This window comes from Mycobacterium sp. Root135 (assembly GCF_001426545.1).
Classification (GTDB): Bacteria; Actinomycetota; Actinomycetes; order Mycobacteriales; family Mycobacteriaceae; genus Mycobacterium.
This window is the reverse complement of sequence record NZ_LMEZ01000007.1, coordinates 610,127-634,483: the sequence shown is the minus strand read 5'-3', so window position 1 is coordinate 634,483 and position 24,357 is coordinate 610,127. Positions and strand designations below refer to the sequence as shown.

General features: G+C 67.8%; 26 protein-coding genes. 19 read left to right on the top strand and 7 right to left on the bottom strand.

What is annotated here, in order from left to right; genetic code table 11:
• Positions 1-81 precede the first annotated feature (81 nt).
• The 10 genes from ASD37_RS32780 (at position 82) to ASD37_RS23155 (ending at position 10,620) form a co-directional block, all read left to right on the top strand.
• Positions 82-1,038: a hypothetical protein gene (locus ASD37_RS32780; RefSeq protein WP_370073078.1), complete on the top strand. Its 957-nt coding sequence runs from the start codon at positions 82-84 to the stop codon at positions 1,036-1,038.
• Positions 1,039-1,040: 2 nt separating this feature from the next.
• Positions 1,041-3,650: a type VII secretion protein EccCb gene (gene eccCb, locus ASD37_RS23195; RefSeq protein ID WP_370073088.1), complete on the top strand. Its 2,610-nt coding sequence runs from the start codon at positions 1,041-1,043 to the stop codon at positions 3,648-3,650.
• Complete coding sequence (locus ASD37_RS23190; RefSeq protein WP_156721042.1) at positions 3,647-4,780, top strand: type VII secretion-associated protein; 1,134 nt, start codon at positions 3,647-3,649, stop codon at positions 4,778-4,780. Before eccCb ends, ASD37_RS23190 begins: the two co-directional genes overlap by 4 nt.
• Before the next feature lie 70 nt (positions 4,781-4,850).
• Positions 4,851-5,168: a WXG100 family type VII secretion target gene (locus ASD37_RS23185; protein ID WP_056557066.1), complete on the top strand. Its 318-nt coding sequence runs from the start codon at positions 4,851-4,853 to the stop codon at positions 5,166-5,168.
• A gap of 31 nt (positions 5,169-5,199) precedes the next feature.
• Positions 5,200-5,496, top strand: coding sequence for a WXG100 family type VII secretion target (locus tag ASD37_RS23180; RefSeq protein WP_056557062.1), 297 nt, complete (start codon positions 5,200-5,202; stop codon positions 5,494-5,496).
• 328 nt (positions 5,497-5,824) lie between these two features.
• On the top strand, positions 5,825-6,268 hold the full coding sequence (gene rplM, locus ASD37_RS23175) for a 50S ribosomal protein L13 (RefSeq protein ID WP_056557059.1): 444 nt from the start codon (positions 5,825-5,827) through the stop codon (positions 6,266-6,268).
• Positions 6,269-6,309: 41 nt separating this feature from the next.
• A complete protein-coding gene (gene rpsI, locus ASD37_RS23170) occupies positions 6,310-6,798 on the top strand; it encodes a 30S ribosomal protein S9 (protein ID WP_200959984.1) in 489 nt (162 codons plus the stop codon).
• Between the two features lie 78 nt (positions 6,799-6,876).
• Positions 6,877-8,211 carry a phosphoglucosamine mutase gene (gene glmM / locus ASD37_RS23165; protein WP_056557056.1) on the top strand — a complete coding sequence of 445 codons (1,335 nt, stop codon included), beginning with the start codon at positions 6,877-6,879 and terminating at the stop codon, positions 8,209-8,211.
• Between the two features lie 118 nt (positions 8,212-8,329).
• Complete coding sequence (gene glpK / locus ASD37_RS23160) at positions 8,330-9,847, top strand: glycerol kinase GlpK (protein WP_056557052.1); 1,518 nt, start codon at positions 8,330-8,332, stop codon at positions 9,845-9,847.
• Between the two features lie 20 nt (positions 9,848-9,867).
• A complete protein-coding gene (locus tag ASD37_RS23155; protein WP_056557049.1) occupies positions 9,868-10,620 on the top strand; it encodes a 5'-methylthioadenosine/adenosylhomocysteine nucleosidase in 753 nt (250 codons plus the stop codon).
• 3 nt (positions 10,621-10,623) lie between these two features.
• Here the strand turns inward: ASD37_RS23155 and ASD37_RS23150 are convergent, their stop codons facing one another.
• Entirely contained in the window at positions 10,624-11,028 is a 405-nt protein-coding gene (locus ASD37_RS23150) for a heme-binding protein (RefSeq protein ID WP_056557046.1), read from the bottom strand.
• 300 nt (positions 11,029-11,328) lie between these two features.
• Between ASD37_RS23150 and ASD37_RS23145 the strand changes: the two genes are divergently transcribed.
• Genes ASD37_RS23145 through ASD37_RS23140 form a run of 3 tightly spaced genes read left to right on the top strand, consistent with a single transcriptional unit; the run spans position 11,329 to position 12,754 of the window.
• Positions 11,329-12,051, top strand: a complete 723-nt coding sequence (locus ASD37_RS23145) for an MIP/aquaporin family protein (RefSeq protein ID WP_056557043.1) — start codon at positions 11,329-11,331, stop codon at positions 12,049-12,051.
• On the top strand, positions 12,048-12,191 hold the full coding sequence (locus tag ASD37_RS31655) for a hypothetical protein (protein ID WP_156721040.1): 144 nt from the start codon (positions 12,048-12,050) through the stop codon (positions 12,189-12,191). Before ASD37_RS23145 ends, ASD37_RS31655 begins: the two co-directional genes overlap by 4 nt.
• Positions 12,176-12,754, top strand: a complete 579-nt coding sequence (locus ASD37_RS23140; protein ID WP_056557040.1) for a cob(I)yrinic acid a,c-diamide adenosyltransferase — start codon at positions 12,176-12,178, stop codon at positions 12,752-12,754. The genes ASD37_RS31655 and ASD37_RS23140 overlap by 16 nt, the downstream gene beginning before the upstream one ends.
• Before the next feature lie 4 nt (positions 12,755-12,758).
• Here the strand turns inward: ASD37_RS23140 and ASD37_RS23135 are convergent, their stop codons facing one another.
• The 4 genes from ASD37_RS23135 to ASD37_RS23120 all read right to left on the bottom strand — a co-directional run bounded on the left by ASD37_RS23135 (position 12,759) and on the right by ASD37_RS23120 (position 16,056).
• On the bottom strand, positions 12,759-13,316 hold the full coding sequence (locus tag ASD37_RS23135) for a histidine phosphatase family protein (protein WP_056557037.1): 558 nt from the start codon (positions 13,314-13,316) through the stop codon (positions 12,759-12,761).
• Positions 13,313-14,470, bottom strand: a complete 1,158-nt coding sequence (gene cobA / locus ASD37_RS23130) for a uroporphyrinogen-III C-methyltransferase (protein WP_200959968.1) — start codon at positions 14,468-14,470, stop codon at positions 13,313-13,315. Before cobA ends, ASD37_RS23135 begins: the two co-directional genes overlap by 4 nt.
• Positions 14,439-15,227, bottom strand: coding sequence for a DNA-binding response regulator (locus tag ASD37_RS23125; protein ID WP_056557030.1), 789 nt, complete (start codon positions 15,225-15,227; stop codon positions 14,439-14,441). Before ASD37_RS23125 ends, cobA begins: the two co-directional genes overlap by 32 nt.
• Before the next feature lie 76 nt (positions 15,228-15,303).
• Complete coding sequence (locus ASD37_RS23120) at positions 15,304-16,056, bottom strand: (2Fe-2S)-binding protein (RefSeq protein WP_156721039.1); 753 nt, start codon at positions 16,054-16,056, stop codon at positions 15,304-15,306.
• A gap of 173 nt (positions 16,057-16,229) precedes the next feature.
• Here ASD37_RS23120 and ASD37_RS23115 point away from each other — a divergent pair, with 173 nt between their 5' ends.
• Genes ASD37_RS23115 through ASD37_RS23090 form a run of 6 tightly spaced genes read left to right on the top strand, consistent with a single transcriptional unit; the run spans position 16,230 to position 21,684 of the window.
• Positions 16,230-16,658, top strand: a complete 429-nt coding sequence (locus tag ASD37_RS23115) for a diol dehydratase small subunit (RefSeq protein ID WP_056557561.1) — start codon at positions 16,230-16,232, stop codon at positions 16,656-16,658.
• A gap of 9 nt (positions 16,659-16,667) precedes the next feature.
• A complete protein-coding gene (locus tag ASD37_RS23110; protein WP_056557020.1) occupies positions 16,668-18,392 on the top strand; it encodes a propanediol/glycerol family dehydratase large subunit in 1,725 nt (574 codons plus the stop codon).
• Positions 18,389-18,982, top strand: a complete 594-nt coding sequence (locus ASD37_RS23105; RefSeq protein WP_056557017.1) for a propanediol/glycerol family dehydratase medium subunit — start codon at positions 18,389-18,391, stop codon at positions 18,980-18,982. The genes ASD37_RS23110 and ASD37_RS23105 overlap by 4 nt, the downstream gene beginning before the upstream one ends.
• 26 nt (positions 18,983-19,008) lie before the next feature.
• Positions 19,009-20,883, top strand: a complete 1,875-nt coding sequence (locus tag ASD37_RS23100) for a diol dehydratase reactivase subunit alpha (RefSeq protein WP_156721038.1) — start codon at positions 19,009-19,011, stop codon at positions 20,881-20,883.
• Positions 20,870-21,238: a glycerol dehydratase reactivase beta/small subunit family protein gene (locus ASD37_RS23095; RefSeq protein WP_235568511.1), complete on the top strand. Its 369-nt coding sequence runs from the start codon at positions 20,870-20,872 to the stop codon at positions 21,236-21,238. The genes ASD37_RS23100 and ASD37_RS23095 overlap by 14 nt, the downstream gene beginning before the upstream one ends.
• Complete coding sequence (locus ASD37_RS23090; RefSeq protein ID WP_056557011.1) at positions 21,235-21,684, top strand: hypothetical protein; 450 nt, start codon at positions 21,235-21,237, stop codon at positions 21,682-21,684. The genes ASD37_RS23095 and ASD37_RS23090 overlap by 4 nt, the downstream gene beginning before the upstream one ends.
• Before the next feature lie 40 nt (positions 21,685-21,724).
• On the opposite strand, the gene ASD37_RS23085 is transcribed toward ASD37_RS23090, so the two are convergent.
• On the bottom strand, positions 21,725-23,233 hold the full coding sequence (locus tag ASD37_RS23085) for a precorrin-2 C(20)-methyltransferase (RefSeq protein WP_056557008.1): 1,509 nt from the start codon (positions 23,231-23,233) through the stop codon (positions 21,725-21,727).
• Complete coding sequence (gene cobT / locus ASD37_RS23080; protein WP_056557005.1) at positions 23,230-24,303, bottom strand: nicotinate-nucleotide--dimethylbenzimidazole phosphoribosyltransferase; 1,074 nt, start codon at positions 24,301-24,303, stop codon at positions 23,230-23,232. Before cobT ends, ASD37_RS23085 begins: the two co-directional genes overlap by 4 nt.
• Between the last annotated feature and the right edge of the window lie 54 nt (positions 24,304-24,357).

Sequence of the window (24,357 nt, the reverse complement as noted above, 5' to 3'; positions counted from 1 at the left end):
GCCTCGGAGACACACTCGCAGCGGCAATTTCGTCTAACCGTGAATGGAACCAAACCGGCCTCGGCAGCGTCCATTCACACGATGGGACAAACACGTCGCCGCCTGCAACCGCCGCCGTTCGACGACGGCGAGCTCGTCATGCGGCAACCGCCCGGTGTGCCGAAGGATCCGCCGTCCAACGTCGTCGGCAAGGTGCTCCCGGTGGTGATGTTGCTCGCCATGGGCGGGATGACGGTGCTGTACTTCACCTCGGGAGCGGCGTCGTCACGGAGCCCGGCGTTCCTGTTCCTGCCCGTCATGATGCTGGTGTCGGTGCTGGGCTCGGTGGCCTACCAGTCCAGGGGAGCGCGCCGGGGTGGGGAGCTCGACGGCGATCGGCGCGCGTACCTCCGCTACCTCGACGGGCTCGACGCGTCGCTGGTGAGAACCGCAGAGGCCCAACTCGAGTCACTGCACTGGAGTCACCCGGACCCCGCTGCGGTGTGGACGCTGGTCGGCGGCGAACGCATGTGGGAGCGCCGCCCCGACGACGAAGACTTCTGTCGCGTGCGCGTCGGCACCGGTCGGCTCCCGCTGTCGACCGCCGTGGTGGTGCCGGTGGTCCCGGAGTCGGACTCGCGAGACCCGATGGTCGACGACGCCGTCGACCGATTGCTGGCCGACCGGTCGACGGTGCCCGACCTCCCCGTCACGGTGGACCTCCGCGCGCACCAGCGCATCGCCGTGCTGGGGACACCGGAGGCGGCTCGCGGCGTGATTCGGGCGTTGATCTGCCAGTTGGCCGTCCTGCACGGCCCGGACGTCGTGCGGGTGACCGTGAGCGGCAGCTCGGCGGACGCGCACTGGGACTGGGTGAAATGGCTTCCGCATCATGGGTGTTCGGACGCTTCCGCCGGGCCCGCCACATCGTGGTCGTCGACGGGCAGGCCACGGCGACGCCGGGCGCCGACACCACGACGATCGCGGTCGGGCCATTGCCCGGTGACTGCCTGCGTCTGGGGGACGACACCGGACCCGTGGAACGTCCCGACTCGTTGACGATGACTCAGGCGGTGGTCTGCGCCAGAACGCTTGCGCCATTCGCCGAAGAGTCCGCCGCGCGAGACCGCGGCGCGGACTGGTCGGAGCTGGTCGGCGTCGGCGACCCGGCGCGCCTCGACGTCCGACGCACCTGGCGGCCGCGGGTGGGTAGCGACCACCTCCGGGTCGCGATCGGCCTCACGGACCAGGGGGACGCGGTTCGAGTCGACCTGAAGGAGGCAGCCCGCGGCGGCATGGGCCCGCACGGGCTGTGCGTGGGAGCCACCGGTTCTGGAAAGTCCGAATTTCTTCGTACGTTGGTCCTCGGCCTGGTGGCCACCCACCCGCCCGAGGCACTCAACGTCGTCCTCGTCGACTTCAAGGGTGGGGCAACGTTTCTCGGCCTCGAGCGGCTCAGACACGTCGCGGCCGTGGTGACCAACCTGTCCGAGGAGGCCCACTTGGTCGCCCGCATGAGGGACGCCCTTGCCGGGGAGATGACACGGCGGCAGCGAGTGCTGCGGGCGGCCGGAGGATTCCCCGGCATCACCGACTACGACGCCGCTCGCGCCCGGGGTCGCGACCTTCCGCCGCTGCCCGCGCTGTTCATCGTCGTCGACGAGTTCTCCGAACTCCTCACTCAGCACCCCGACTTCGCCGAGCTGTTCGTCGCCATCGGTCGGCTCGGCCGATCCCTCGGCATGCACCTTCTGCTGGCCAGCCAGCGACTCGACGAAGGTCGGCTTCGTGGCCTCGAGACTCACCTTTCGTACCGGATCTGTCTGAAGACGTTCTCGGCGAGTGAGTCTCGCGCCGTACTCGGCACGGCCGACGCCTACGAACTCCCCGGCACACCGGGTGCGGCGATCCTCAAGACGGCCTCCGGTGACCTCGTTCGGTTCCGGAGTGCCCATGTGTCCGGACCGGTCGCCGGGTCAGTGCCCCGTCACGGCCAGGCGGCTCGGCGCTTAACGGTGCGTGACGCCGAGCGTCCGCCCACTCCCGAGGTCCCGACGCGCACGTCCCAAGCATTGCTCGACGTCGTGGTCGGCGGCCTTGCCGATCGGGGCGAGCCGGCTCATCAGGTGTGGCTGCCACCCCTGGACACCTCACCGCCGCTGCGCGGATTGCTCGACGGCATGGGGCTGCTGCAGCCGCCGCTGGTGCTGCCGATCGGGTTGGTGGACAATCCCTTTGCGCAGCGCCGGGACACGTTGACGGTCGACCTGCGGTCCGCCGGGGGCAACGTGGCCATCGTCGGCGGACCACGGTCTGGCAAGACCACCGCGCTGCACGCCGTGGTCGTGGGATTGGCGCAGACGCACGACCCCGAGGCGGTGCAGATCTACGGACTCGACTTCGGTGGCGGATCGTTGTCCGCACTGCGATCGCTGCCCCACGTCGGCGCAGTCGCGGGCAGGCTGGAGCGCGATCTCGCCCGCAGGATTGTCGGGCACGTACAGGCACTGGTACGAGAGCGCGAGACGCGGCGCCGCGAAGGCACACACGAAGTCCAGGGCGACGCGTTCCTGGTGGTCGACGGGTGGGCGGTGGCCCGCCAGGAGTTCGACGGCATGGAGGAAGCCGTCTGCGCGATTGCCACCCAAGGTCTTTCGCTGGGGGTCCACGTCGTCGTCACCGCGTCCCGCTGGGCAGACATCCGGCCGGCACTCAAGGATCAGCTCGGCACCCGCATCGAACTGTGCCTCGGCGACCCGGCGGATTCGGAGATGGACAGGAAGCGGGCCCGCCTGTTGGGCACCCGTCCGCCGGGGCACGGACTCACCCGCGAAGGACTGGAGTTCGTACTCGCCGTGCCCTGCGCCGACGGCACCGACGTGGCCGCGGTGGCGGCGCGGTTCCCTGACCGGGCGGCGCCTGCCGTCCTCCTCCTACCGTCGCGGGTGGCCTACGCCGACGTCGTCGACCCGTCGGGCGGGGGGATCGCCGTTGGCCTCGGGGAGGACGACATGCGTCCTGCGACAGTCGACTTCGCGTCCCATCCGCATCTGCTGATCCTGGGCGCAACGGAGTGCGGGAAGACCGCCGCGCTGCGGACCCTGTGCCGGGAGATCGTGCGCACCGCACCACCAGACGCCGCCCGCATCCTCATCGTCGACGTCCGTCGGACGCTGCTCGGGGTCGTCGAATCGGATCACCTCCTCGGCTACGCGATGTCGGCGGCATCGGCCGACGCCCACGTGGCCACCGTGACGGATCTGTTGACCGGCAGGTTGCCCGACGAACACGTGACACAGCAGCAACTGCGAGACCGGTCGTGGTGGTCCGGGCCGGAGCTGTACGTGGTCGTCGACGACTATGACCTGGTGGCTTGCACGAACGGCAACCCGCTGCTCCCACTGCTCGACCTGCTGCCGCACGCCAGGGATCTGGGCCTGCACCTGGTGATCGCCCGCCGCTCCGGGGGTGCCGCGCGGGCGATGTTCGACCCGATCCTGGCGCGGACGAAGGATCTGGGTGCGATGGGCCTGATGATGAGCGCCAGCCCCGACGAAGGCGTGCTGCTGGGTTCCGTGCGGTGCGCGCCGCTGCCGCCGGGACGCGGCACGCTGATCCGGCGCGGACAGTCCGATCACCTGGTCCAGGTGTCGTGGACGGAGCCGCCGTGAGCGACGTTGTCGTGGTGGTGGGGCCGAAGGCGATCGTCGGCCGGCGCGCAGTGGACGCCGACGCGGCGACGATCGCGCTGGAGTCGGTCGACGACGTGCTGGCTCTCGTCGACGACCGCGTCGTGTCCGTCGACGACCTGTGGCGGGACGTCCTCGAGACCGCGGTCGACGGTCCGTGCGACGGGATGGAGCTGATATGTCCGTCGTGGTGGGGCCCGTCGCGCATGGCCCGCGTCGTGACGGCAGCTCGGCACTGGTGCGACGACGTCGTCGTGCACCTTCGCTCCGAGGTGCTGGCGGCGGCGACGGTCGTCGAACTCGGCAGTGAGCTCGTCGTCGTCCACGCCGACGGCCGACGGAACGTGATCACGCGATGGAGCCACTCCGCCGACGTCGTGGACGCCGTGGTCGCGTGCGTCGAGGGGCTGCCTGCGGTGACCGTCGACGTGCCGTCGGGTACGACGCTGCTCGGCGCCAATCTCGTTCGGGCCCTTAGGTTGCAGGGTGTCGAGGTGACGATCGAGGACGACCGGACCCTTGCCGACGCCGTCCGCGGATCACCCGGTTCCGAGACGGTGTCCGCGCACAGGTGGCGCCCGACGCCACGCACGGCGGGGGTGATCGCGGCGATCCTGACGGTTGGCGGGATGACGGTGGCGGGGATCGGCCTCGACGGGCGCGCTGCGGAGTGGGCCGACGTCGCCTGGTTGGTGGAAGGACGCGTCGCCGTCGAGGTTCCCGCCGGGTGGACCGTCGAGAGGATCACCGTGGGGCCGGGTTCGGCTCGCGTGCAGGTGATTTCGCCTGCCGGTCGAACGGAGGCGATCCAGGTGACGCAGTCCCGAGTGTCCGACACCGAGTCGTTGGAGTCGACCGCCGAGGCGTTGACGTCGGCGCTCGCCGATCAGCCAGGCGGGGTCTTCGTCGACTTCACTGCGGCCGGTGAGCGCGCAAACCGCAGTGCCGTCACCTACCGGGAGGTGCGATCCGACCGGAGCGTCGACTGGACGGTGCTGCTCGACGGGGGAGTGCGGATCGCGATCGGCTGTCAGGGGCCGGTCAACGGGCCCGGGCCGGAAGCGGCGTGCGACAGGGCGATTCGCTCGGCACACGTGGTCACCCGAAAGTGATTCACGGACAAGGGAACCGGATGAGCGGTTGGTGCGTCCAACCATGTATACGACCGCAAAGGGAAAGGGGATGTGGATGAGCAGTGGCGCACTGAACACCGACTTCGGTCTGATGTCGACCGTGGCAGCCAAGATCGACAGCCGCAACGAGGAGACCGGGGCGATGCTCCGGACGTTCATCGGGCAGATGAGCTCCGTCCCACCGTCGGTGTGGGGCGGTGCCGCGGCGGCCCGCTTCCGCGACGTCGTCGACCGGTGGAACACCGAGTTGCTTGCCTTGCACCAGTCGTTGCAACGCATCGCGGAGACGATCCGGTTCAACGAGCGGACCCTCCGCGAGGCGGCCGATCAGCATTCCCACCGGATCGCGTCGGTCGACGTCCGCTGAGCATCCGTCCACCCACTCGAATGGAGCACCCATGGAACCGGTTTTGTCATATGACTTCAACGAGATCGAGTACACGGTCCGTCAGGAGATTCACCGCACCTCCGCGCGATTCAACGCGGCGCTGGACGATCTGCGCGCACAGATAGCGCCCCTTCAGGCGGTGTGGACCCGCGAGGCGGCGGAGGCCTATCGCGTCGAGCAGGCGAGGTGGGATCAGTCGGCGGCCGCGCTGAACGACATCCTGGTCTCCCTCGGCAACGCGGTGCGCGACGGTTCCGACGACGTCGCCGACACCGACCGGCGCGCGGCAGGGGCCTGGAGCTTCTAGACCGCGGCGCGCGAAGACCCTGTGCGGTCCCAAACGGGAGGAGAGCCCGGGAGGGACCGCACAGTCGCGTCTGGACCCCCGTCCGGGCGCCGCCGAGTGTGCGGTGAGATCGCCCCGGGCGGCCGAATCGCGATCTGGCCGCACACTGGATGCGGAACGGGCGTTTTGACCTGCGACGACGACGCCCGGTAGGCTGCTCCGTTGGCGCGCGGTGAGTCTTCAGGACTCTGCGGGTTCTCGGGTCTACGTCGGTCGCCGAGCACTCCAGCCGCATCGCTCGACCGACACCCGGAACCCCGGGAAACCCGAGAGAAGAGAAGGTAGCGCTGTGCCTACGTACACGCCGAAGGCGGGTGACACCACGCGCACGTGGCATGTCATCGACGCCACCGACGTGGTCCTCGGCCGGCTCGCCGTCGCAGTGGCAACACTGCTGCGCGGCAAGCACAAGCCGACGTTCACGCCGAATGTCGACGGTGGCGACTTCGTCATCGTCATCAACGCAGACAAGGTCGCCATCAGTGGCGACAAGCTCAACAACAAGTTCGCCTACCGCCACTCGGGTTACCCCGGCGGCCTGCGCAGGCGCACCATCGGCGAAATGATGGCGAAGAACCCCGAGAAGGTCGTGGAGAACGCGATCATCGGGATGCTTCCCCACAACAAGCTGAGCCGTCAGGTTCAGAAGAAGCTCAAGGTGTACGCCGGCGCCGAGCATCCGCACATCGCGCAGCAGCCGGTTCCGTTCGAGATCAAGCAGGTGGCCCAGTGACCGAAACGACAGACGTGACCGAATCGACCGAGGTCGAAGAGGTGGCAGAAGCGCCTGAGGCCGCAGAAGCGACCGAAGCCGCCGACGAGACCGTCGAGACCGAGGCGGCCGACGAGGCCCCCGTTCGCGAGCCGCTCCTGCTCGACCGCCCGGTTCAGACCGTCGGCCGCCGCAAGGAAGCCGTGGTGCGGGTTCGCCTGACCCCCGGCACCGGCAAGTTCATGCTCGACGGCCGCAGCCTCGAGGAGTACTTCCCGAACAAGGTGCACCAGCAGCTCATCAAGGCGCCGCTGGTGCTCGTCGACCGGCTCGACACCGTCGACATCTTCGCCCACCTCGACGGTGGCGGACCGTCCGGACAGGCCGGCGCCCTGCGTCTGGCCATCGCCCGTGCGCTCATCATCGTCCAGCCCGAAGACCGGCCGCCGCTGAAGAAGGCCGGCTTCCTCACGCGTGACCCGCGTGCGATCGAGCGCAAGAAGTACGGCCTGAAGAAGGCCCGTAAGGCGCCTCAGTACTCGAAGCGCTGATCCCCAGCACGGTTTGTCCGCGAGCGTGCGCGTCTGTTCTCCAAAGGCGCGCACGCTCTCGGTTTATCTAGGAGTTGCATGGGTCGCCTGTTTGGCACCGACGGAGTCCGCGGCGTCGCGAATACGGATCTGACCGCAGAGTTGGCACTGGCCCTCGGGTCGGCAGCCGCTCGACGACTGGGCAGCTCCGGCGGCCAGCGCCGGATTGCCGTCGTCGGCCGCGATCCGCGCGCCAGCGGTGAGATGCTCGAAGCCGCCGTCATCGCCGGAATCACCAGCGAGGGCGTCGACGTGCTGCGCGTCGGCGTGCTGCCGACCCCCGCCGTCGCCCATCTGACGGGTGTCTACGGCGCCGAGTTCGGCGTGATGATCTCGGCGTCGCACAACCCGATGCCCGACAACGGCATCAAGATCTTCGGTCCCGGCGGACACAAGCTCGACGACGACGCCGAGGACCGCATCGAAGAACTCCTCGCCGCCGGACCAGGGCATCGTCCGGTTGGCGCCGCGATCGGTCGCGTGCGCGACGCCGACGACGCGCTCGCGCGCTATCTCGGGCACGTTGCCACCGCCGCCCCCGCCCCGCTCGACGGGATGACCGTCGTCGTCGACTGCGCGCACGGCGCCGCGTCGGCGGCCGCCCCGCTGGCCTACCGCGCCGCGGGCGCCACCGTCATCGCGATCAACGCGGAACCCAACGGGCTCAACATCAACGACGGCTGCGGGTCGACGCACATGGACGTGCTGCAGCGGGCGGTGCTCGCCAACGGCGCCGACCTGGGCCTTGCGCACGACGGGGACGCCGACCGGTGCCTCGCCGTCGACGCTGCGGGTGAGGTCGTCGACGGGGACGCCATCATGGTGATCCTCGCGATGGCCATGCGCGACGCCGGCGAACTGACGTCGAACACGTTGGTCGCCACGGTGATGAGCAACCTCGGGCTGCACATCGCGATGCGGGCGGAGGGCATCGAGGTGCGCACCACCGCCGTCGGCGACCGCTATGTGCTCGAGGAGCTGCGGGCCGGCGGTTACTCCCTTGGCGGCGAGCAGTCCGGCCACATCGTGATGCCGTCGCTCGGAACCACCGGCGACGGGGTGGCCACCGGGTTGCGCCTGATGGCGCGGATGGCGCAGACCCGTTCGACGTTGGCCGAGTTGTCGGCACCGATGCACACGCTGCCGCAGGTCCTGATCAACGTCCAGGTGGCCGACAAGGCCACGGTCGCGGAGGCGCCGTCGGTGCAGTCCGCGGTCGCCGAGGCGGAGGCAGAGCTCGGTGACACCGGGCGAATTCTGTTGCGTCCCTCCGGAACTGAGCAGGTAGTCCGGGTCATGGTGGAGGCCGCCGACGAGGACACCGCGCGGCTGTTGGCCTCGCGGGTGGCGGATTCGGTGAGCGAACAGCGCTGAGCCACGGCCGGTTCGCGTGTTGCAACCATGCTGCAACCCCGGACCGCCTAGCGTGTGTGACGACAGACACACGGGCGTCGGTGCCGCGAAGCGGCAGCCGGCAAGCAAAGGAGCACCGTTGACCAAGTTCGTCGCTGCGATCGACCAGGGCACCACGAGTACCCGGGCCATGATCTTCGATCACGACGGTGCCGAGGTGGGCAGGCACCAGCTCGAACACGACCAGATCCTGCCGCAGGCCGGCTGGGTGGAGCACAATCCCGTCGAGATCTGGGAGCGGACCGCGTCGGTCCTGTCCTCGGTGCTCAACAAGACCAAGCTGCAGACCACCGATCTGGCCGCCCTCGGTGTGACCAATCAGCGTGAGACGGCGCTGGTGTGGGACCGCAAGACCGGCAGGCCGTACTACAACGCGATCGTCTGGCAGGACACCCGCACCGACCGCATCGCCACCGCGCTGGACCGCGACGGGCGTGGCGACGTGATCAGGCGCAAGGCCGGTCTGCCGCCCGCCACCTACTTCTCCGCGGGCAAGGTGCAGTGGATCCTCGAGAACGTCGACGGCGTCCGCGAGGCCGCCGAGCGCGGCGACGCGATCTTCGGCACCAGTGACAGCTGGGTGGTGTGGAACCTGACCGGTGGTCCGCGCGGCGGCGTGCACGTCACCGACGTGACCAACGCCAGCCGGACCATGCTGATGGATCTGGAGACCCTCGACTGGGACGACGAGCTGTTGTCGTTCTTCAACATTCCGCGGCAGATGCTGCCCAAGATCGTGCCGTCGTCCTCCCCGGAGCCCTACGGGATGACCCTCGACACCGGTCCGCTGGGCGGCGAGGTGCCGGTGACGGGCATCCTCGGCGACCAGCAGGCCGCCATGGTCGGGCAGGTGTGCCTGGCCCCCGGTGAGGCCAAGAACACCTACGGCACCGGCAACTTCCTGCTGCTCAACACCGGCGAGAAGATCGTGCGCTCCGAGAACGGGCTGCTGACGACCGTCTGCTATCAGTTCGGCGACGCGAAACCCGTTTACGCCCTTGAGGGTTCGATAGCCGTCACCGGATCGGCCGTGCAGTGGCTGCGCGACCAGCTGGGCATCATCAGCGGCGCCGCCCAGAGCGAGTCGTTGGCGCGCCAGGTCGACGACAACGGCGGGGTGTACTTCGTCCCCGCGTTCTCCGGGCTTTTCGCGCCGTACTGGCGCTCGGATGCCCGTGGCGCCATCGTCGGGTTGTCGCGGTTCAACACCAACGCGCACGTGGCGCGGGCGACGTTGGAGGCGATCTGTTATCAGAGCCGCGACGTCGTCGATGCGATGGAAGCCGATTCCGGTGTGCACCTTGAGGTCTTGAAGGTCGACGGCGGTATCACCGCCAACGATCTGTGCATGCAGATTCAGTCCGACGTGCTCGGCGTCGACGTGGTCAAGCCCGTCGTGGCGGAGACCACCGCGCTGGGCGCCGCCTACGCGGCCGGGTTGGCCGTCGGGTTCTGGGACAACCCGGACGACCTGCGGGCGAACTGGCAGGAGGACAAGCGCTGGACGCCGTCGTGGAGCGACGATCAGCGTGCGACCGGATACGAGGGTTGGCAGAAAGCCGTCCAGCGCACCCTCGACTGGGTCGACGTCTCCTGAAGTCCTAGAGCAGCGCCGCCATGACCATCGGGCTCCTGTGCGCCATTCCCGACGAGCTGGAACACCTTCGCGTGCTGATGACCACCACCAGCACGAGGGAGTTGGCGCGCATCCGGTTCGACGAGGGGTTGCTCGACGGCCATCGCGTGGTGTTGGCCGGTACCGGCATGGGCAAGGTCAACGCGGCGGTCGTCACGACGCTGTTGGCCGAGACGTTCGGCTGCCGGGTGGTCGTATTCTCCGGGGTGGCAGGCGGACTCGATCCGGCGCTGCACATCGGTGACGTGGTGGTCGCCGACCGCATCGTTCAGCACGACGTCGGCAGGATCGAGAACGACGCACTGCTGAGATATCAGGCGGGGCACGTCTCCTTCATCAACCCGACTGACGCCCTTGGCTATTCGATGGATGCCGACCTGTTGACGAGGGTGCGCGACAACCTGGCCGATGTCGAGCTACCCCCGTTGTCGAACTCCGCCGGCGGACGGGACCGCCCACCACGCGTCGTCTACGGCACCATTCTCACCGGCGACCAGTACGTGCACTGTGAGATCACTCGTCAGCGGCTGCACCGCGAATTGGACGGGCGGGCAGTCGAAATGGAGGGTGGGGCCGTCGCCCAAGTGTGCGAAAACGTCGGCATTCCCTGGGTCGTGATCCGCGCGCTGTCCGATCTCGCCGGGCGAGACTCGGCGCTGGACTTCTCCGCGTTCGTTGCGGAGGTGGCCGCGATCTCGGCGTACCTGGTGCGTCGGATCGTCGGGGTGCTCTGAGGTTTACGAGCCCAGAGCGGCGGCGCCGGCCTCGGCGACGGAGACGTCCTGCTCCACGCTGCCCGCGCTGACGCCGATGGCTCCGATGACGACGTCGCCGTCGGTCAGCAAGATGCCGCCGCCGAAGATGACCAGACCGCCGGACAGCTGCTCTAGACCGTAGAGCTCGGCACCGGGCTGCACCAACGGCGTCAACGCCGCGGTGGGCGCATTCATCAGAATCGACGTGCGGGCCTTCTTGGTGGAGATGTCGATGCTTGCCTTGATCGCCCCGTCCATGCGGGCGAATGCCACCAGGTGACCGCCATCGTCGACGACGGCGATGTTCATGGGCTGACCGATCTCGGCTGCCTTCGCGATCGCTGCTTCGACGACCTTGGAGGCGGCGGACAGGGTGATGGCTGTCATGAACGGGCCTTTCGAATGGGTTTCCCAGCAACGGATTTGACCATGCCCAGACGACCTAGGGCGGTGCGGCCGATGATAGTGCGCCGCGTCGGGGCTCGGCGACGTTTCACCGACGTTTCGTGCTCGGCTGCCCAGAGCCTAGCCAAAAAGCTCACCTCCGGATCAGTAATTGGGCGGGACCAGGCCATAACTGCCCGCGCGCGACCCGCGCGCGAAAACACTTACTGGGCAAGGTCGACGGATTGTGGCCGATTCGCGCCGCCAGGCGTCAACGACGACCCGTCAGAGAGGTTGTGGTCAGTGTCGAACATCGACATCTTCATCTGGGAGTTCTTGGGTACCACAGTGCTCTGTCTGCTGGGCAGCGGCTCGGTGGCCGCGGTGGTGCTGAAGAACTCCTACTCCCACGGAGGCGGGGGTGACTGGCTGATCATCGTCCTCGGTTGGGGCTTCGGAGTCTTCGCAGGCGCCAGCATCGCAGCGCCGTCGGGTGGTCACATCAACCCCGCCGTGACCTTTGCGGTGGCCCTGTCCGGCGGAGTTCCGTGGTCGAGCGTGCCCGTCTACTGGGCGGCGCAATTGCTCGGCGGCTTCGTGGGGGCATCCCTGGCTTGGGCGGCCTTCAAACTGCAATTCGACAACAACGACGACAACTCAGGGACGCGCGGCATCTTCTGCACCACACCGTCGATCCCCAACAAGCCGTGGAACATGGTGACCGAGATCATCGCGACGTTCGTCCTGGTCATCTTCGTTCTGCTCAACCCATTGTCCAACCAGTCGCTGAGCTTTGCCGGCGTCACGTTCGTCATCATCACCATCGGCTTTGCGCTCGGCGGGCCAACGGGATATGCGGTGAACCCGGCCCGCGACCTCGGGCCGCGACTCGCCTACGCCGTCCTGCCCATCCCCGGCAAGGCCGATCCAGGGTGGGGCTATTCCTGGGTGCCGATCGTGGCGCCCCTCATCGGAGCCGGCCTCGCGGCTGGTCTGGCGGCGATCCTGCCCGCGGTGGCGTCGTGAGTGTCCACATGGTGGGGCTGGTGTTCCCCGTCGCCCTCGGGTTGCGCGCCGGAGCACGGTGGCTGGGCACCGTCGGCATGAAGGCGGCGGGTGACGCGTGGCGTGGAGACCCGAGGGGTGAGACGTGGCCGTTCATCTGACGCGGATCTACACCCGAACGGGTGACGCCGGGACGACGGCACTAGGCGACATGTCCCGGGTTCCCAAGTCCGACGTCCGCGTCGGCGCCTACGCGGACTGCGACGAGACCAATGCGGTGATCGGGATGGCGATCGCCTCCGGTGGGATCGGCGGGCGGACCGCAGAAGTCCTCGGCGTCATTCAGAACGATCTGTTCGACGTCGGCGCCGATCTGTGCACGCCGATCATCGACGCACCCGAGTACGAGCCGCTGCGGGTCACCGAAGGTCAAGTGACGCAATTGGAATCGTGGTGCGACGACTTCAACGAGGGCCTGACGAAGCTGAGCAGCTTCATCCTGCCCGGTGGCACGGTCGCCGCCGCCCACCTGCACCATGCTCGCACCGTGGCGCGACGTGCCGAACGTAGCGCGTGGCTGCTCGCCGAAGCGGCACCGGTCAACGACTGTGCCCTGCGCTACCTCAATCGGCTGTCGGACCTCCTGTTCATCCTGGCCCGATTCGAAAATCCCGACGGTGACGTCCTTTGGCGTCCCGGCGGCGACCGTGGAGGTCACGCCTGAGCAGCTAGGGCAAGTCGACGAAACGGCTCAGCCTTCGCAGGTTGATGCCGGTCACCGATCCGTTCGGAACATCGGTCCCCGTGCGCCATTGGTGGGTGGTGGCGTCGCGGGCGTGCAGCATGTCGAGGATCGCGCAGACGATGTCGCCGTGCGTCACCACCGCCGTGCACCCCTGCATTGCGGCGAGATCGAGCAGTACCGCCCGGACGCGTTCGGTCGGATCTTCCAATTGCGCCGGGTGGTGCGAGTCGACGTCGGTGAGGGTGCCGGTGCGCCGCCAACCGCGCTCGCGCAGGCGGCCGTCGACCGTCGTTCGGACGCCGAGCACCGTCGCCATGGCCTGGGCAGTCTGCTTGGCGCGAACGGCATCCGAGCTGACGACGCGGTCGATCTTCTTGTTTCGCAACGTGTATCCGGCCGCGTAGGCTTGGGTGGTACCCCGGGCGGTCAGCGGTGGATGTGCGATCTCACGCTGCGAGCGACCGATGGCGTTCCATGTTGACTCACCGTGGCGGACCACCCACAACAGGTGGCTGCGCGGTGTGCCAACCAGTTCGATCATCGAACGTTGAGTTCCACGGTCCTCTGTGGGGCGGCCCGGCCTGGGACGAATCCGGCCACGGCGCCGATCACGGTCGTGGCGGGTGCGCCGATGTGGGCGGCGCGGGCGATCTCGGCGATCGAACCGAGAGTGCCCCGAACTTCTCGTTGGCTCGCCAGGCTGCCGTCGGCGACCACGGCGGCCGGGGTGTCGGCACTCATCCCGCCGTCCATCAGCGCGCGGGCGATGGCGTCGAGATTCGCGACTGCCATCATCAGGATGATCGTGGTGTTCGCGCGCGCGAGCGCCGCGTAGTTCACCGCCGACTCGGGATGTTCGGGGGGCACGTGTCCGGAGATCACCGTGAAACCCTGGGTCAGACCGCGGTGGGTGGCGGGGATCATTGCCGAGGCGGGCGCCGCAATGGCAGAGCTCACACCGGGAATCACGTCGACCGTGATGCCCGCACGTACGCACTCGTCGACCTCCTCGCCGCCGCGGCCGAAGACGAATCCGTCTCCGCCCTTGAGTCTTACGACGTCCCGACCGGCCAGCGCGTGGCTGATGAGGTGGGAGTTGATCTCGCTCTGCTCCATCCGTCGGCCGCCGGGAATCTTGGCCGCATCGATCACGAGCGCCCGCGGCGCTAGCTCGCCAAGAACCGACACCGGGGCGAGCCGGTCGGCGACGATGACGTCCGCGCGCGCGATCGCGTCACGGCCCGCGATGGTGAGCAGGCCCGGATCGCCGGGCCCCCCGCCGACCAGCGTGACCCGGCCAACCCGAGAGTGACCGTTCGTGGTCGGGGGCCTCCGTGGCTCGTCGACGATGCAGAACACGCCTCGGTCAAGAGCTCGGGCGGCAATGCGACCGTCCGCTTCCTGATCGCCAGTGCACGCGAATACCAGTGCGGCAGAATCGATGTCCTCATTGGCGACGTCGCGCTCGTGGATGGCGATCAGCCCACGGTCGGCGAGGTCGGACAGATACGCCGTCGGTGCGGGGGACACCACGGTCACCACCGCGCCCGCGCGCATCAGTGATCCGGTGGTGGCGATGGCTCGGCCCGAGGAACCCATCACCGTGACCCGTCGCCCACGGACTGGTAGCCGGACCGCCAGGGCATCCGAGGATGCGTCGTCGTCAGCGGGTGCTCGTCGCGGACCGGAAGCCACCGGCACCCCCTCGCGTCTGTCGGCTTTGTCCTCGTAGCGCGGCCGACACCAACGCCGCACGCTTGTGGACGCCGAACTTGTCCATGATGTTGTGAAGGTGGAACTTGACCGTCGCCTCGGAGATGAACAAGTCGGCCGCGATCGCCCGGTTGTCCAAACCATCGGTCAGCAGGGCCAGCACCTCCTTCTCCCGGCGCGTGAGGATGCGCGCATAGTCGAGTTCGTGCTCGGTGTTCTGGGAACGCAGTTCTGCGATAAGGGTATTGACGCTGTAGGCGTCGAGCGCGCTCTGACCGTCGAGGACCCTCGCCACGGTATTGAGAAGCTCCGTCGACGGAGATCGACGGTCCACCAGCGCGTCGGCACCGGCCCGGATCAGGTCGAGCGCCCGCGCGGGGGATTCCTCTCGGTCGATCACGACGATCACCTTGGGGACCGGATCGAGTTCTGTGAGGAGAGTCGACAGCGGTAGGTCACGGTCGACGTCGACCACCAGCAGTTCCGGACGCATCAACTGGAGCCGCTCGATTAGACCGTCGCCGTGGCGGACGTCGCCGACGATCTGAACGCCATCGGCCTGTCCCAACACGTGCACCAGCCCGTGCAACAGCAGCTCGTCGTTCATCACGAACGCGGTGCGAAGCCTCGGGCTCTCGACGAGACCTGCACGTACATCGGCGATTCCGTGCGGCGGGCCACCCTCCGATCCGCGTCGTGCCGGGTGAATCGGCGAGTAGTGCGGCTGTGACCAACCCATGTGTGACTCCGTCCTGCCGATCGGCGGGCGAATGTTAACTCGACGTGCGTTGCAGTGACGTTGCAAAGAGACGAACTCAGTGCACCTGGGTCTGTTGTGACCCGCCGGATGCCGTGAGCACGCAGTCCCCGCAGAGACCCCCGGACGGCGCTTGATAGAACAGGCAGCAGCTGTGCCGGACGAACCGGCCTCCGTCGAAGTCGCCGGTGTCGTGCAGGGGGCCGATGTCGAGCAGTGCCCGCACCAGGGCCCGGCCCGACTGCTCCAGGTCGGGTCGGGACATCGCCATCACCGTGACCGCGCCGTTGGCCGCTGAGATCGTGTTGCCCCAACTGACGCGATCCGACAGCGACGCCGTCGTCTTGAGGGTCTCGTTCAACGGGCCGACGATGGTGGCGAGCAGGGAGTCGGAGATCAACTCGGCCGCTCGAACCGGAGTCGGTGCCGACGCGCATTCGACGTTGGCGGTCTCGAAGTGCGGCGAATGTCCGTCCGTCTCAATCCATCTCACCGACTCCGGGGTGAACAGAGGAACGGCACCACCCACGACGGCCGATCCCAGCACGGGGGAGACGAGTCGCGACACCACGTTCAACTGGAACGACGACGCCGCCAGCCGGCGGGGGATGCGGCTCGGTTCGCATGCCGTCGACGTCGCGATGGCCGACCGGGTGCGATCGACGAACGTGGTCAGCGTCTCGGCGTTCAGCAGCGCGGCGAGGTGAGAACCCTCGGCCGCGCCCTGTGGGGCAATGGCGAAGTAGCCACCCAGTGTCGCGGTGGCCGACAGTAGGGCGGGTCCGTCCGACGAGTCTGGAGAGACGGTCATGGTGCCTTCACGGTAGCGGCAGAAAACGACCTTCACCAGGCCAGACGCCCGACCTCGTCACTGCAACGTTGATGCAACGTGATGTCAGCCACAATGGGTCGCACGGGGCCGACCAGGTCACGTACGTGGACGTTGGGTGGCCGCGAGCCACCCCTCACCTCTTGGAGCAGTGCATGACGCAACCGACCCTCGATCCCGCGGTGGACTATCCGCTGAGTGTGAACCGGAAGGATCTGCTCTTCACGCCCACCGGCAAGTCGATCGACGACATCACTCTCGAAGCCGTCGTTTCCGGCGAGGTTCAGGCCGCTGATCTGCGAATCACTCCCGACACGCTCCGGCTGCAGGCGCAGGTCTCGGAGAAGGACGGCCGAAAGCAACTCGGCGCCAACCTGCGTCGCGCTGCTGAAATGACCGCCATCTCCGATGAGCGGGTGTTGCAGATCTACAACTCCTTACGCCCGAATGCGTCGTCCAAGGCCGAACTCGAAGCGATTGCCGAGGAATTGGAATCGCAATACAACGCAGGTCTACTCGCCGAATTGGTGCGCGAGGCCGCCGAGGTTTACGAGCGACGCGACGTGCTCGCGGAAAGCGAATAGGAGAAAGCCATGACAGCAGAGGCGATTCAGAACACGGGCACTGCGAAGAACGACGTTCGGCACTCCCTGCGGACGCAGCTTCTCGAGGACCGCCCGGTCAACCTGGACGGTTTCGTCGAGGAATGGCCCGAGGTGGGCATGGTTGCGATGGACAGCGCCTTCGACCCCGAACCGAGTGTCCGGGTGGAGAACGGACTGATCGTCGAGATGGACGGCGTGCAGCGCGCGGACTTCGACTTCATCGATCAGTTCATCGCCGACAAGGCCATCGACGCTGAGACGACCGAAGAGTCGATGGCTTTGCCTGCGGTCGAGATCGCCCGGATGCTGATCGATCCGAGCGTGACCCGCAAGGACGTCATCGCGGTGACAAACGGTCTGACGCCGGCCAAACTGCTGGCCGTTGCCAAGACACTCAACATCGTCGAGATCATGATGGGCATCCAGAAGATGCGCGCCAGGCGTACTCCGGCGAACCAGGCGCACTGCACCAGCGCCAGGGACAACCCGCTGCAGGTGGCCTGCGAGGCGGCCGAGGCTGCACTTCGCGGATTCTCCGAGGTGGAAACCACTTTGGGCGTCGTGCGGTATGCGCCACTGGTGGCGTTGGCGCAGCAGATCGGCAGCCAGGTGAACGTCGGCGGCCCACTGACCCAGTGCGCGCTGGAAGAGGCGACCGAGCTCGATCTCGGCATGCGCGGTATCACGGGCTACGCCGAGACCATCTCGGTGTACGGCACCGAGCCGGTCTTCGTCGACGGTGACGACACGCCGTGGTCGAAGGCATTCCTGGCAGCCGCCTACGCGTCGCGCGGTATCAAGATGCGCTTCACCTCTGGCACCGGGTCCGAGGTGCAGATGGGCAACGCGCAGGGAAAGTCCATGCTGTACCTGGAGATTCGCTGCATCCTGATTGCCAAGGGTGCCGGCGTGCAGGGTCTGCAGAACGGCTCCATCTCGTGCATCGGCGTTCCAGGTGCGGTGCCCGGCGGGCTACGCGCGGTGGCCGCGGAAAACCTGATCGCCTCCGCGGTGGACCTCGAGTGCGCTTCGGGCAACGACCAGTCGTTCTCCCACTCGCCGATGCGCCGCACGGCGCGGTTGATGCCGCAGATGATGCCGGGAACCGACTTCGTATGTTCCGGCTACTCGGCGGTGCCCAACTACGACAACATGTTTGCGGGTTCGAACCTCGACAGTGACGACTTCGACGACTTCAACACCATCCAGCGCGACTTTCAGATCGACGGTGGACTCCGGCACGTGAAGGAGTCCGACATCCTGGCAGCGCGCACCCGTGCAGCCAAGGCCCTGCAGGCCGTCTTCGGATACCTGGATCTGCCGCCGATCACCGACGCCGAGATCGATGCCGCGGTGTACGCCAACGGCAGTAAGGATCTTCTGCCGCGTGACGTGCTGGAGGACCTCAAGGGCGCCCAGCAGGTGATGGACCGAAACGTGACGGGTCTGGATCTGGTGAAGGCCCTGGAGGCGACCGGCTTCACCGATATGGCGGAGAACGTGCTTGCCGTTCTCCGCCAGCGGGTTTCAGGTGATCTGCTGCAGACCTCCGCGATCATGACGCCGTCGCTCGTCCCGCTGTCGGCCGTCAACGACGCGAACGATTACGCGGGTCCTGGCACCGGCTACCGGCCGTCTGGCGCGCGCTGGGAAGAAATGAAGAAGCTGCGCCACGTGACCAGCGCATCGAACCCAGAAACAGAGGTGGAATGACCGTGTCGACCAAGACCGAAGGTGCCCAGCGGACGCTCTCGTTCAGCGAGGTCGGGACGGCGGAGCGGGGTAAGCGACCCGACGAGGTGGTGATTGCGATCTCGCCGGCGTTCGGCAGCCTCTTCAGCCAGACCATCGTCGACATCCCGCATGCCGAGGTCATCCGTCAGCTGCTCGCAGGCATCGAGGAGCAGGAGGTCAGCGCACGGATCATCCGGGTCCAGCACAGCGCCGACCTGGCGCTGATGTCGCACACCGCGGCGAAGCTGTCGGGATCGGGAATCGGAATCGGCATCCTGGCCCGTGGCACGTCGATGATCCATCAGCGTGACCTTCCGCGACTGTCCAGCCTGGAGCTGTTCCCGCAGTGTCCGCTGCTGACGTTGGAGACGTACCGGAGCATCGGTTCGAATGCCGCGCAGTACGCGAAAGGTGAATCACCGGAGCCGGTTCCGACCCTCAACGACCAGATGGCTCGGCCCAGGTGGCAGGCCAAGGCGGCTCTCCTACATCTGAAGGAGACCGAGCTGGTGCGCAAGGGCGCAAAGACCGTCGAGGTGACGCCCGTGTTCTCCGACGCGGCGGTCTGACCGAGAGAAGCAGGAAGTTGGCACGGGTGTTTCGGACGGTCGTCGGCGTCGACATCGGCAACTCCACGACGGAGGCCAGTCTGGCCACGATCGACCCCGACGGGTCGGTCGAGTACGTCGGTGCGGCATTGACCCGCACGACGGGAATCAAGGGCACCGTCAAGAACGTCGAGGGCGTGGCGAAATCGGTGATGCGGGCGCTGGAGGGTGCTGGCATGGCGCTGGCCGATCTCGATCTGATCCTGCTCAACGAAGCCACTCCGGTGATCAGCGGGCTCGCGATGGAGACCATCACGGAGACCATCATCACCGAGTCGACGATGATCGGACACGATCCGCGTACGCCAGGCGGTCGAGGTCTCGGAGTCGGCACCATCGTCGACTTCGAGTCGCTCGCCGAAAGCGACACGGAGACACCGATCATCGTCTTGGTGCCGCGGGGTACCGACTTCGACGTCACCGCCAAGGCGATCAACGCCGCCGTCGAGAGTGGCGTCGACGTCACCGGGGCGATCCTGTGCAACGACGATGCGGTGCTGGTCGCCAACCGGCTGAACGTCAAGATCCCGATCATCGACGAGGTATCGCGGATCGAGCTGGTTCCGGTGGGCATGGTGGCGGCCGTCGAGGTCGCCGGACCGGGTCAGTCGATCCGCACTTTGTCGAATGCCTATGGCCTGGCGACCATCTTCGGACTGGACCCCGACCAGACGAAGGTGGTCTCGCCGGTCGCCCGCGCGCTGACGGGTAACCGGTCCGCGGTCGTCGTGCGGACACCATCGGGTGATGTCGAGGACCGGACCATTCCTGCTGGGTCGCTCGAATTGCAGGGGGAGACCAAGAAGGCGAAGGTCGACGTGTCCAGGGGCGCCGCCGACATCATGGCGGAGGTGCAGCGGGTGAGCCCGCTGGTCGACGTCATGGGCGAGGCGGGCACCAACACCGGCGGCATGATCGCCAACGTCCGCCAGAGCATGGCCGACTTGTCCAACCACGCCCTCGCCGATGTCCGAATCGGGGATCTACTCGCCATCGATACCGCTGTGCCGCAGGAGGTTCGAGGTGGGATGGCGGGCGAGGTGGCGCTGGAGAACGCCGTCGCGCTTGCGGCCATGGTCCGCACCAAGGAGAGCGGCATGAAGGCCGTCGCCGAGGCGGTCACCAGTCATCTGCGTGCGGCGGGCGCGACCAAGGTCGACGTCGCCGTCGGCGGCGTCGAAGCGGAGATGGCGGTCCTCGGGGCCCTCACGACCCCGGGCACCGACAAGCCGCTGGTGGTGCTCGATCTCGGCGGTGGGTCGACCGATGCTGCGGTGATCGAGACCGACGACCACACCGACGCCACCCATCTGGCCGGTGCAGGCGATCTGGTCACCAAGCTCATCGACGCCGAACTGGGCTTGGACAACCTGGAGTTGGCCGAGGAGATCAAGCGCTGCCCGCTCGGCAAGGCCGAGAGCTTCTTCCACATCCGATTGGAGAACGGCACCGTTCAGTTCTTCGAGAAGCCCCTTCCGCCAACGGCGTTCGCACGCGTCGTGGCCCTGGGGGAGACCGGGATGAACCCCATTCCCACCAGACACTCTCTCGACCGGATTCGCGCCGTGCGCAGGACCGCCAAGGAGCGGGTGTTCGTGGTCAACGCACTGAGGGCGCTCCGCAGCATCGCCCCCGGTGGCGATCTGCGTCAGATCGGCTTCGTCGTGCTGCTCGGCGGCTGCGCGCTGGACTTCGAGATCCCCGAGCTGATCGCCGACGCCGTGGCTCCCTTCGGAATCGTCTGCGGGACGGGCAATGTGCGCGGCACCGAGGGCCCGCGCAACGCGGTGGCCTCTGGTCTCGTCGCGTCCTACGTGGCGTCCCATGCGCAGGCGGAACCGCAGGTGGGTGCCCGTGCTTGAGGGCGGCCAGGCGGAGAAGCCTGCCATCCTGGTGCTCAGTTGCGCGGGTGGTCGGGTGGAGGACGAGGTGCTGGCCGGGATAGAGGAAGAGGGCGTGCCGTCGATCGTGGAGCGGCCCCGCACGCAGGCCGACGCCATGGAGCTTGCGCAGACGGCGGCGGGTCGCTCGTCGTTGAGCGTCGGGGTGGGCATCGACGCACACGGGCGGGTGTCGGTGCAGCAGGACAAGCTTCCGGCACCGCTGTCGGAACTGGCCTCCGACGGCCCGGCAGAACCGGTGATCGCTCGCATCCTCGGTCACAACGCAGCACGCATCGTCGTGGGCATTCCCCTTCGCACAGAACGACTGTCGTGACGATCAACCAGGAGATACGCGAGGTGCCCGCCGCGCAGATGCGCACCGAGGCCGTACGCGTCCTGCACGAGCTCAACGAGTCGACCAAGGCGCAACAGGCGTTTCTCAACAGCTGCGGGGACGCGACGTGGATCAGCGATGACGAACGCCGGGCGATCCGCTGGCTGCTCTCGGCGCTGGTCGAACATCGGCGCCGCGTGCGGATCACCGCTCGGATGTGGCGGACGTTGAGCCCCACCGAATCCGTCGGAAGCGAACTCGTCTCCGACACCGCCGACCTGCTCGACGAGAGTCGCTACTTCGCGCCCTTCATCGACGAGTGGCGCTCGGCGGTCATCGGGCAGACTCGACTCGAGCGGAAGAGATTCTGGCGCAACATGATCGAGCTCGCGGAACAGAACCTGGGAGACCGCGACGCCGCCGAATCGTGCGCGTCAGCGGGTTGACGTGACCGTCTACTTCATCGGAGCGCACTGCCCCCGGTGATCAGTCGGCGGACGCGTCGTACCGTCGCGACGTAAAGACCGCTTGCCCCGCCCCTCGCTCGACCACCGTCGTCGTCGTCGAGCCGATGATGAGAAGAGTCCGCATGTCCACCACGGCGGGATCGAAGGCGGCCACCGTCGTCACCACCACGCTTTCCTCCGGCCCGCCGACGTCGCGGCCGAGGACGATCGGACGGCCGGCCGAAAGGCGTTGGGTCAGAATGTCCTTCAGCGCGCTCACCTGCCACCTCCGACTCTCCGAGCCAGGGTTGTAGATGGCGATCACCATGTCCGCGTCGATCGCCGAGTGCAGGCGTCGCTCGATCACGTCCCAGCTCTTCAGCCGGTCGGAGAGCGAGATAACCGCGTAGTCGTGGCCCAGCGGCGCGCCCACGGCAGCCGCCACCGCGTTGGCGGCAGTCATCCCCGGCACCACGCGCACCGGCACGTCACTCCACGCTGGTTCGGCCGCGACTTCGACGACGGCGGCGGCCATGGCGAAGACGCCGGGATCACCGGAGCTCACGACGACGACCCTGGCGCCGTTCTTGGCCAGATCCAATGCCATGCAGGCGCGTTCGGATTCGACGCGGTTGTCGCTTGGGTGCAGCCGCTGCCCGGGCCGTGGTGAGATCCGCGCCAGGTAGGTCTTGTAGCCGACGATGTCGGTGGCCCTTGCCAGTTCGCCGTGCACCTCGGGGGTCGTCCACCTGTCCGCGCCGGGGCCGAGGCCGACGACGACCACCTCACCCATGGTCGGTTCGGTCGGCTCGGGTACCGGGTTGTTCAGCGGGCCGGGAACCACGATCATCGAGAAGTACGGCACCGTAACGGGATCCACGTCCCGAACCGGCATCACCCGCTGCGCCGACGTCGACGCCCGCTCCACGTACCAGGCCCTTTCGGCAACGCCGGCCGTCTCCAGTGCGGCGAGAACCTTGGGGAAGGTGCGGCCGAGCTTCATGATGGCGACGGCGTCACCGTCGCGCAGCCGGCGGACCAGCTCGTCGGCGGGCATCGTGCCGGGGAGCACCGTCAACGTCTCCTCGCCCTCGACGAGGGGAGTGCCGACCGCCATGGCCGACGCGCTGACCGACGTGACGCCGGGAATGATCTCGGTGTCGAACCGGTGGGCCAGCCGCTTGTGCATGTGCATGTAGGAGCTGTAGAACAGCGGGTCGCCCTCGGCGAGCAAGGCGACGCTGCGGCCCGCCGTCAGATGGTCGGCGAGAACCTCGCTGGCGCTGGTGTAGAAGTCGTCGAGCGCACCGCGGTAGCCCGCTGGATGGTCGGTGGTCTCGGTGGTCACCGGGTAGGTCAACCGTTCGTGAATTTGGCCGTCGCGCAGGAACGGTTCCGCGACCGACAGTGCGACGCTTCGCCCGTGGCGCGCGCAGTGAAAGGCGACCACGTCTGCGGCGCCGATGACCCTGGCGGCCTTCAACGTCACCAGTTCGCTGTCGCCGGGGCCGATGCCGACCGCCCAGAGCTTGCCGGGCTCGGTGCTCATCCGATCACCGCCGACCGGTCGTCGGTGTCGTCGCGGTCGGACACCGCGGCCTCGCCGAACGTCGCCATCGACGACAGGATGGCGACGGCCGCGCGCAGCAGGGGCAGTGCCACCGCGGCACCGGAACCCTCGCCGAGTCTCATGCCCATGTCGACGACGGGTACGAGGCCCAACTGCGCGAGCGCGACGTCGTGGGCGGGCTCGGTGGACCGGTGGCCCGCCTGCCACCACTGCTTGGCGCCGGGAGCCAACCGTTCGGCGACCAGTGCGGCCGCGGTCACGACGACGCCGTCGAGCAGGACGGGCGTCTGCCGGATGGCGGCCTGGGCGCAGAAGCCCGCCATGGCGGCCAGGTCGGCGCCACCGCAAATACGAAGCAGCGCAAGCGGATCCGCCGTGTGGCCGCGGGTGCGGTACAGCGCGTCGCGCACCGCAGCCGTCTTGCGCATCCAGCCGGAGTCGTCGACACCGGTGCCGCGGCCGACCAGTGCGACCGGCTCCTTGCCCGCCAGGGCCGCGATCAGCGCCGTCGACGGGGTGGTGTTTCCGATGCCCATGTCGCCGGCGATCAGCAGATCCGCGCCGGCGTCGACCTCCTCGTCGGCGATGCGACGACCCGCTGTCACCGCTGCGAGCGTCTCCTCGTCGGTCATGGCGTCCTCGACGGAGATGTCACCACTGCCACGTCGGACCTTGTAGGCACCGATCTGTTCGGACAACGGTTCATCGCAGTCGACGGCGACGTCGACGACGCGCACCGTCGCCCCCGCATTGCCGGCGAGCACGTTGATCGCGGCACCGCCCGCATCGATGTTGGCGACCATCTGCGCCGTCACCTCGGGCGGGTAGGCCGACACCCCTGACTTCGCCACGCCGTGGTCACCGGCGAAGACGACGATGCGGGCGCGGGTGAACTGCCGTGGCGGGCACACCCCTTGGCACGCCGACACCCAGATCGAGAGGTCTTCCAGCCTGCCCAGTGCGCCCCGCGGTTTGGTCAGGACGTCCTGCCGGGAACGGGCGGCGTGCTCGGCGTCGGCATCCGGTGCCGGCACGGTGGGGAAGTCCATCAGAAGGCCGCAGGAACCGGCACGCGCGGTGGACGGGCGGCGAGGCCCGGGTGG

Excerpts from the sequence above, each read along its gene's own strand:
- ASD37_RS23125 (WP_056557030.1), bottom strand. The coding sequence starts at position 15,227 with ATGGGTTGGTCACAGCCGCACTACTCGCCGATTCACCCGGCACGACGC.
- ASD37_RS23115 (WP_056557561.1), top strand. The coding sequence starts at position 16,230 with ATGACGCAACCGACCCTCGATCCCGCGGTGGACTATCCGCTGAGTGTG.
- ASD37_RS23180 (WP_056557062.1), top strand. The coding sequence starts at position 5,200 with ATGGAACCGGTTTTGTCATATGACTTCAACGAGATCGAGTACACGGTC.
- cobT (WP_056557005.1), bottom strand. The coding sequence starts at position 24,303 with ATGGACTTCCCCACCGTGCCGGCACCGGATGCCGACGCCGAGCACGCC.
- eccCb (WP_370073088.1), top strand. The coding sequence starts at position 1,041 with ATGACTCAGGCGGTGGTCTGCGCCAGAACGCTTGCGCCATTCGCCGAA.
- ASD37_RS23105 (WP_056557017.1), top strand. The coding sequence starts at position 18,389 with ATGACCGTGTCGACCAAGACCGAAGGTGCCCAGCGGACGCTCTCGTTC.
- ASD37_RS23110 (WP_056557020.1), top strand. The coding sequence starts at position 16,668 with ATGACAGCAGAGGCGATTCAGAACACGGGCACTGCGAAGAACGACGTT.
- ASD37_RS23085 (WP_056557008.1), bottom strand. The coding sequence starts at position 23,233 with ATGAGCACCGAGCCCGGCAAGCTCTGGGCGGTCGGCATCGGCCCCGGC.
- glmM (WP_056557056.1), top strand. The coding sequence starts at position 6,877 with ATGGGTCGCCTGTTTGGCACCGACGGAGTCCGCGGCGTCGCGAATACG.
- ASD37_RS23185 (WP_056557066.1), top strand. The coding sequence starts at position 4,851 with ATGTGGATGAGCAGTGGCGCACTGAACACCGACTTCGGTCTGATGTCG.
- ASD37_RS32780 (WP_370073078.1), top strand. The coding sequence starts at position 82 with ATGGGACAAACACGTCGCCGCCTGCAACCGCCGCCGTTCGACGACGGC.
- ASD37_RS23150 (WP_056557046.1), bottom strand. The coding sequence starts at position 11,028 with ATGACAGCCATCACCCTGTCCGCCGCCTCCAAGGTCGTCGAAGCAGCG.
- ASD37_RS23155 (WP_056557049.1), top strand. The coding sequence starts at position 9,868 with ATGACCATCGGGCTCCTGTGCGCCATTCCCGACGAGCTGGAACACCTT.
- ASD37_RS23135 (WP_056557037.1), bottom strand. The coding sequence starts at position 13,316 with ATGATCGAACTGGTTGGCACACCGCGCAGCCACCTGTTGTGGGTGGTC.
- ASD37_RS23120 (WP_156721039.1), bottom strand. The coding sequence starts at position 16,056 with ATGACCGTCTCTCCAGACTCGTCGGACGGACCCGCCCTACTGTCGGCC.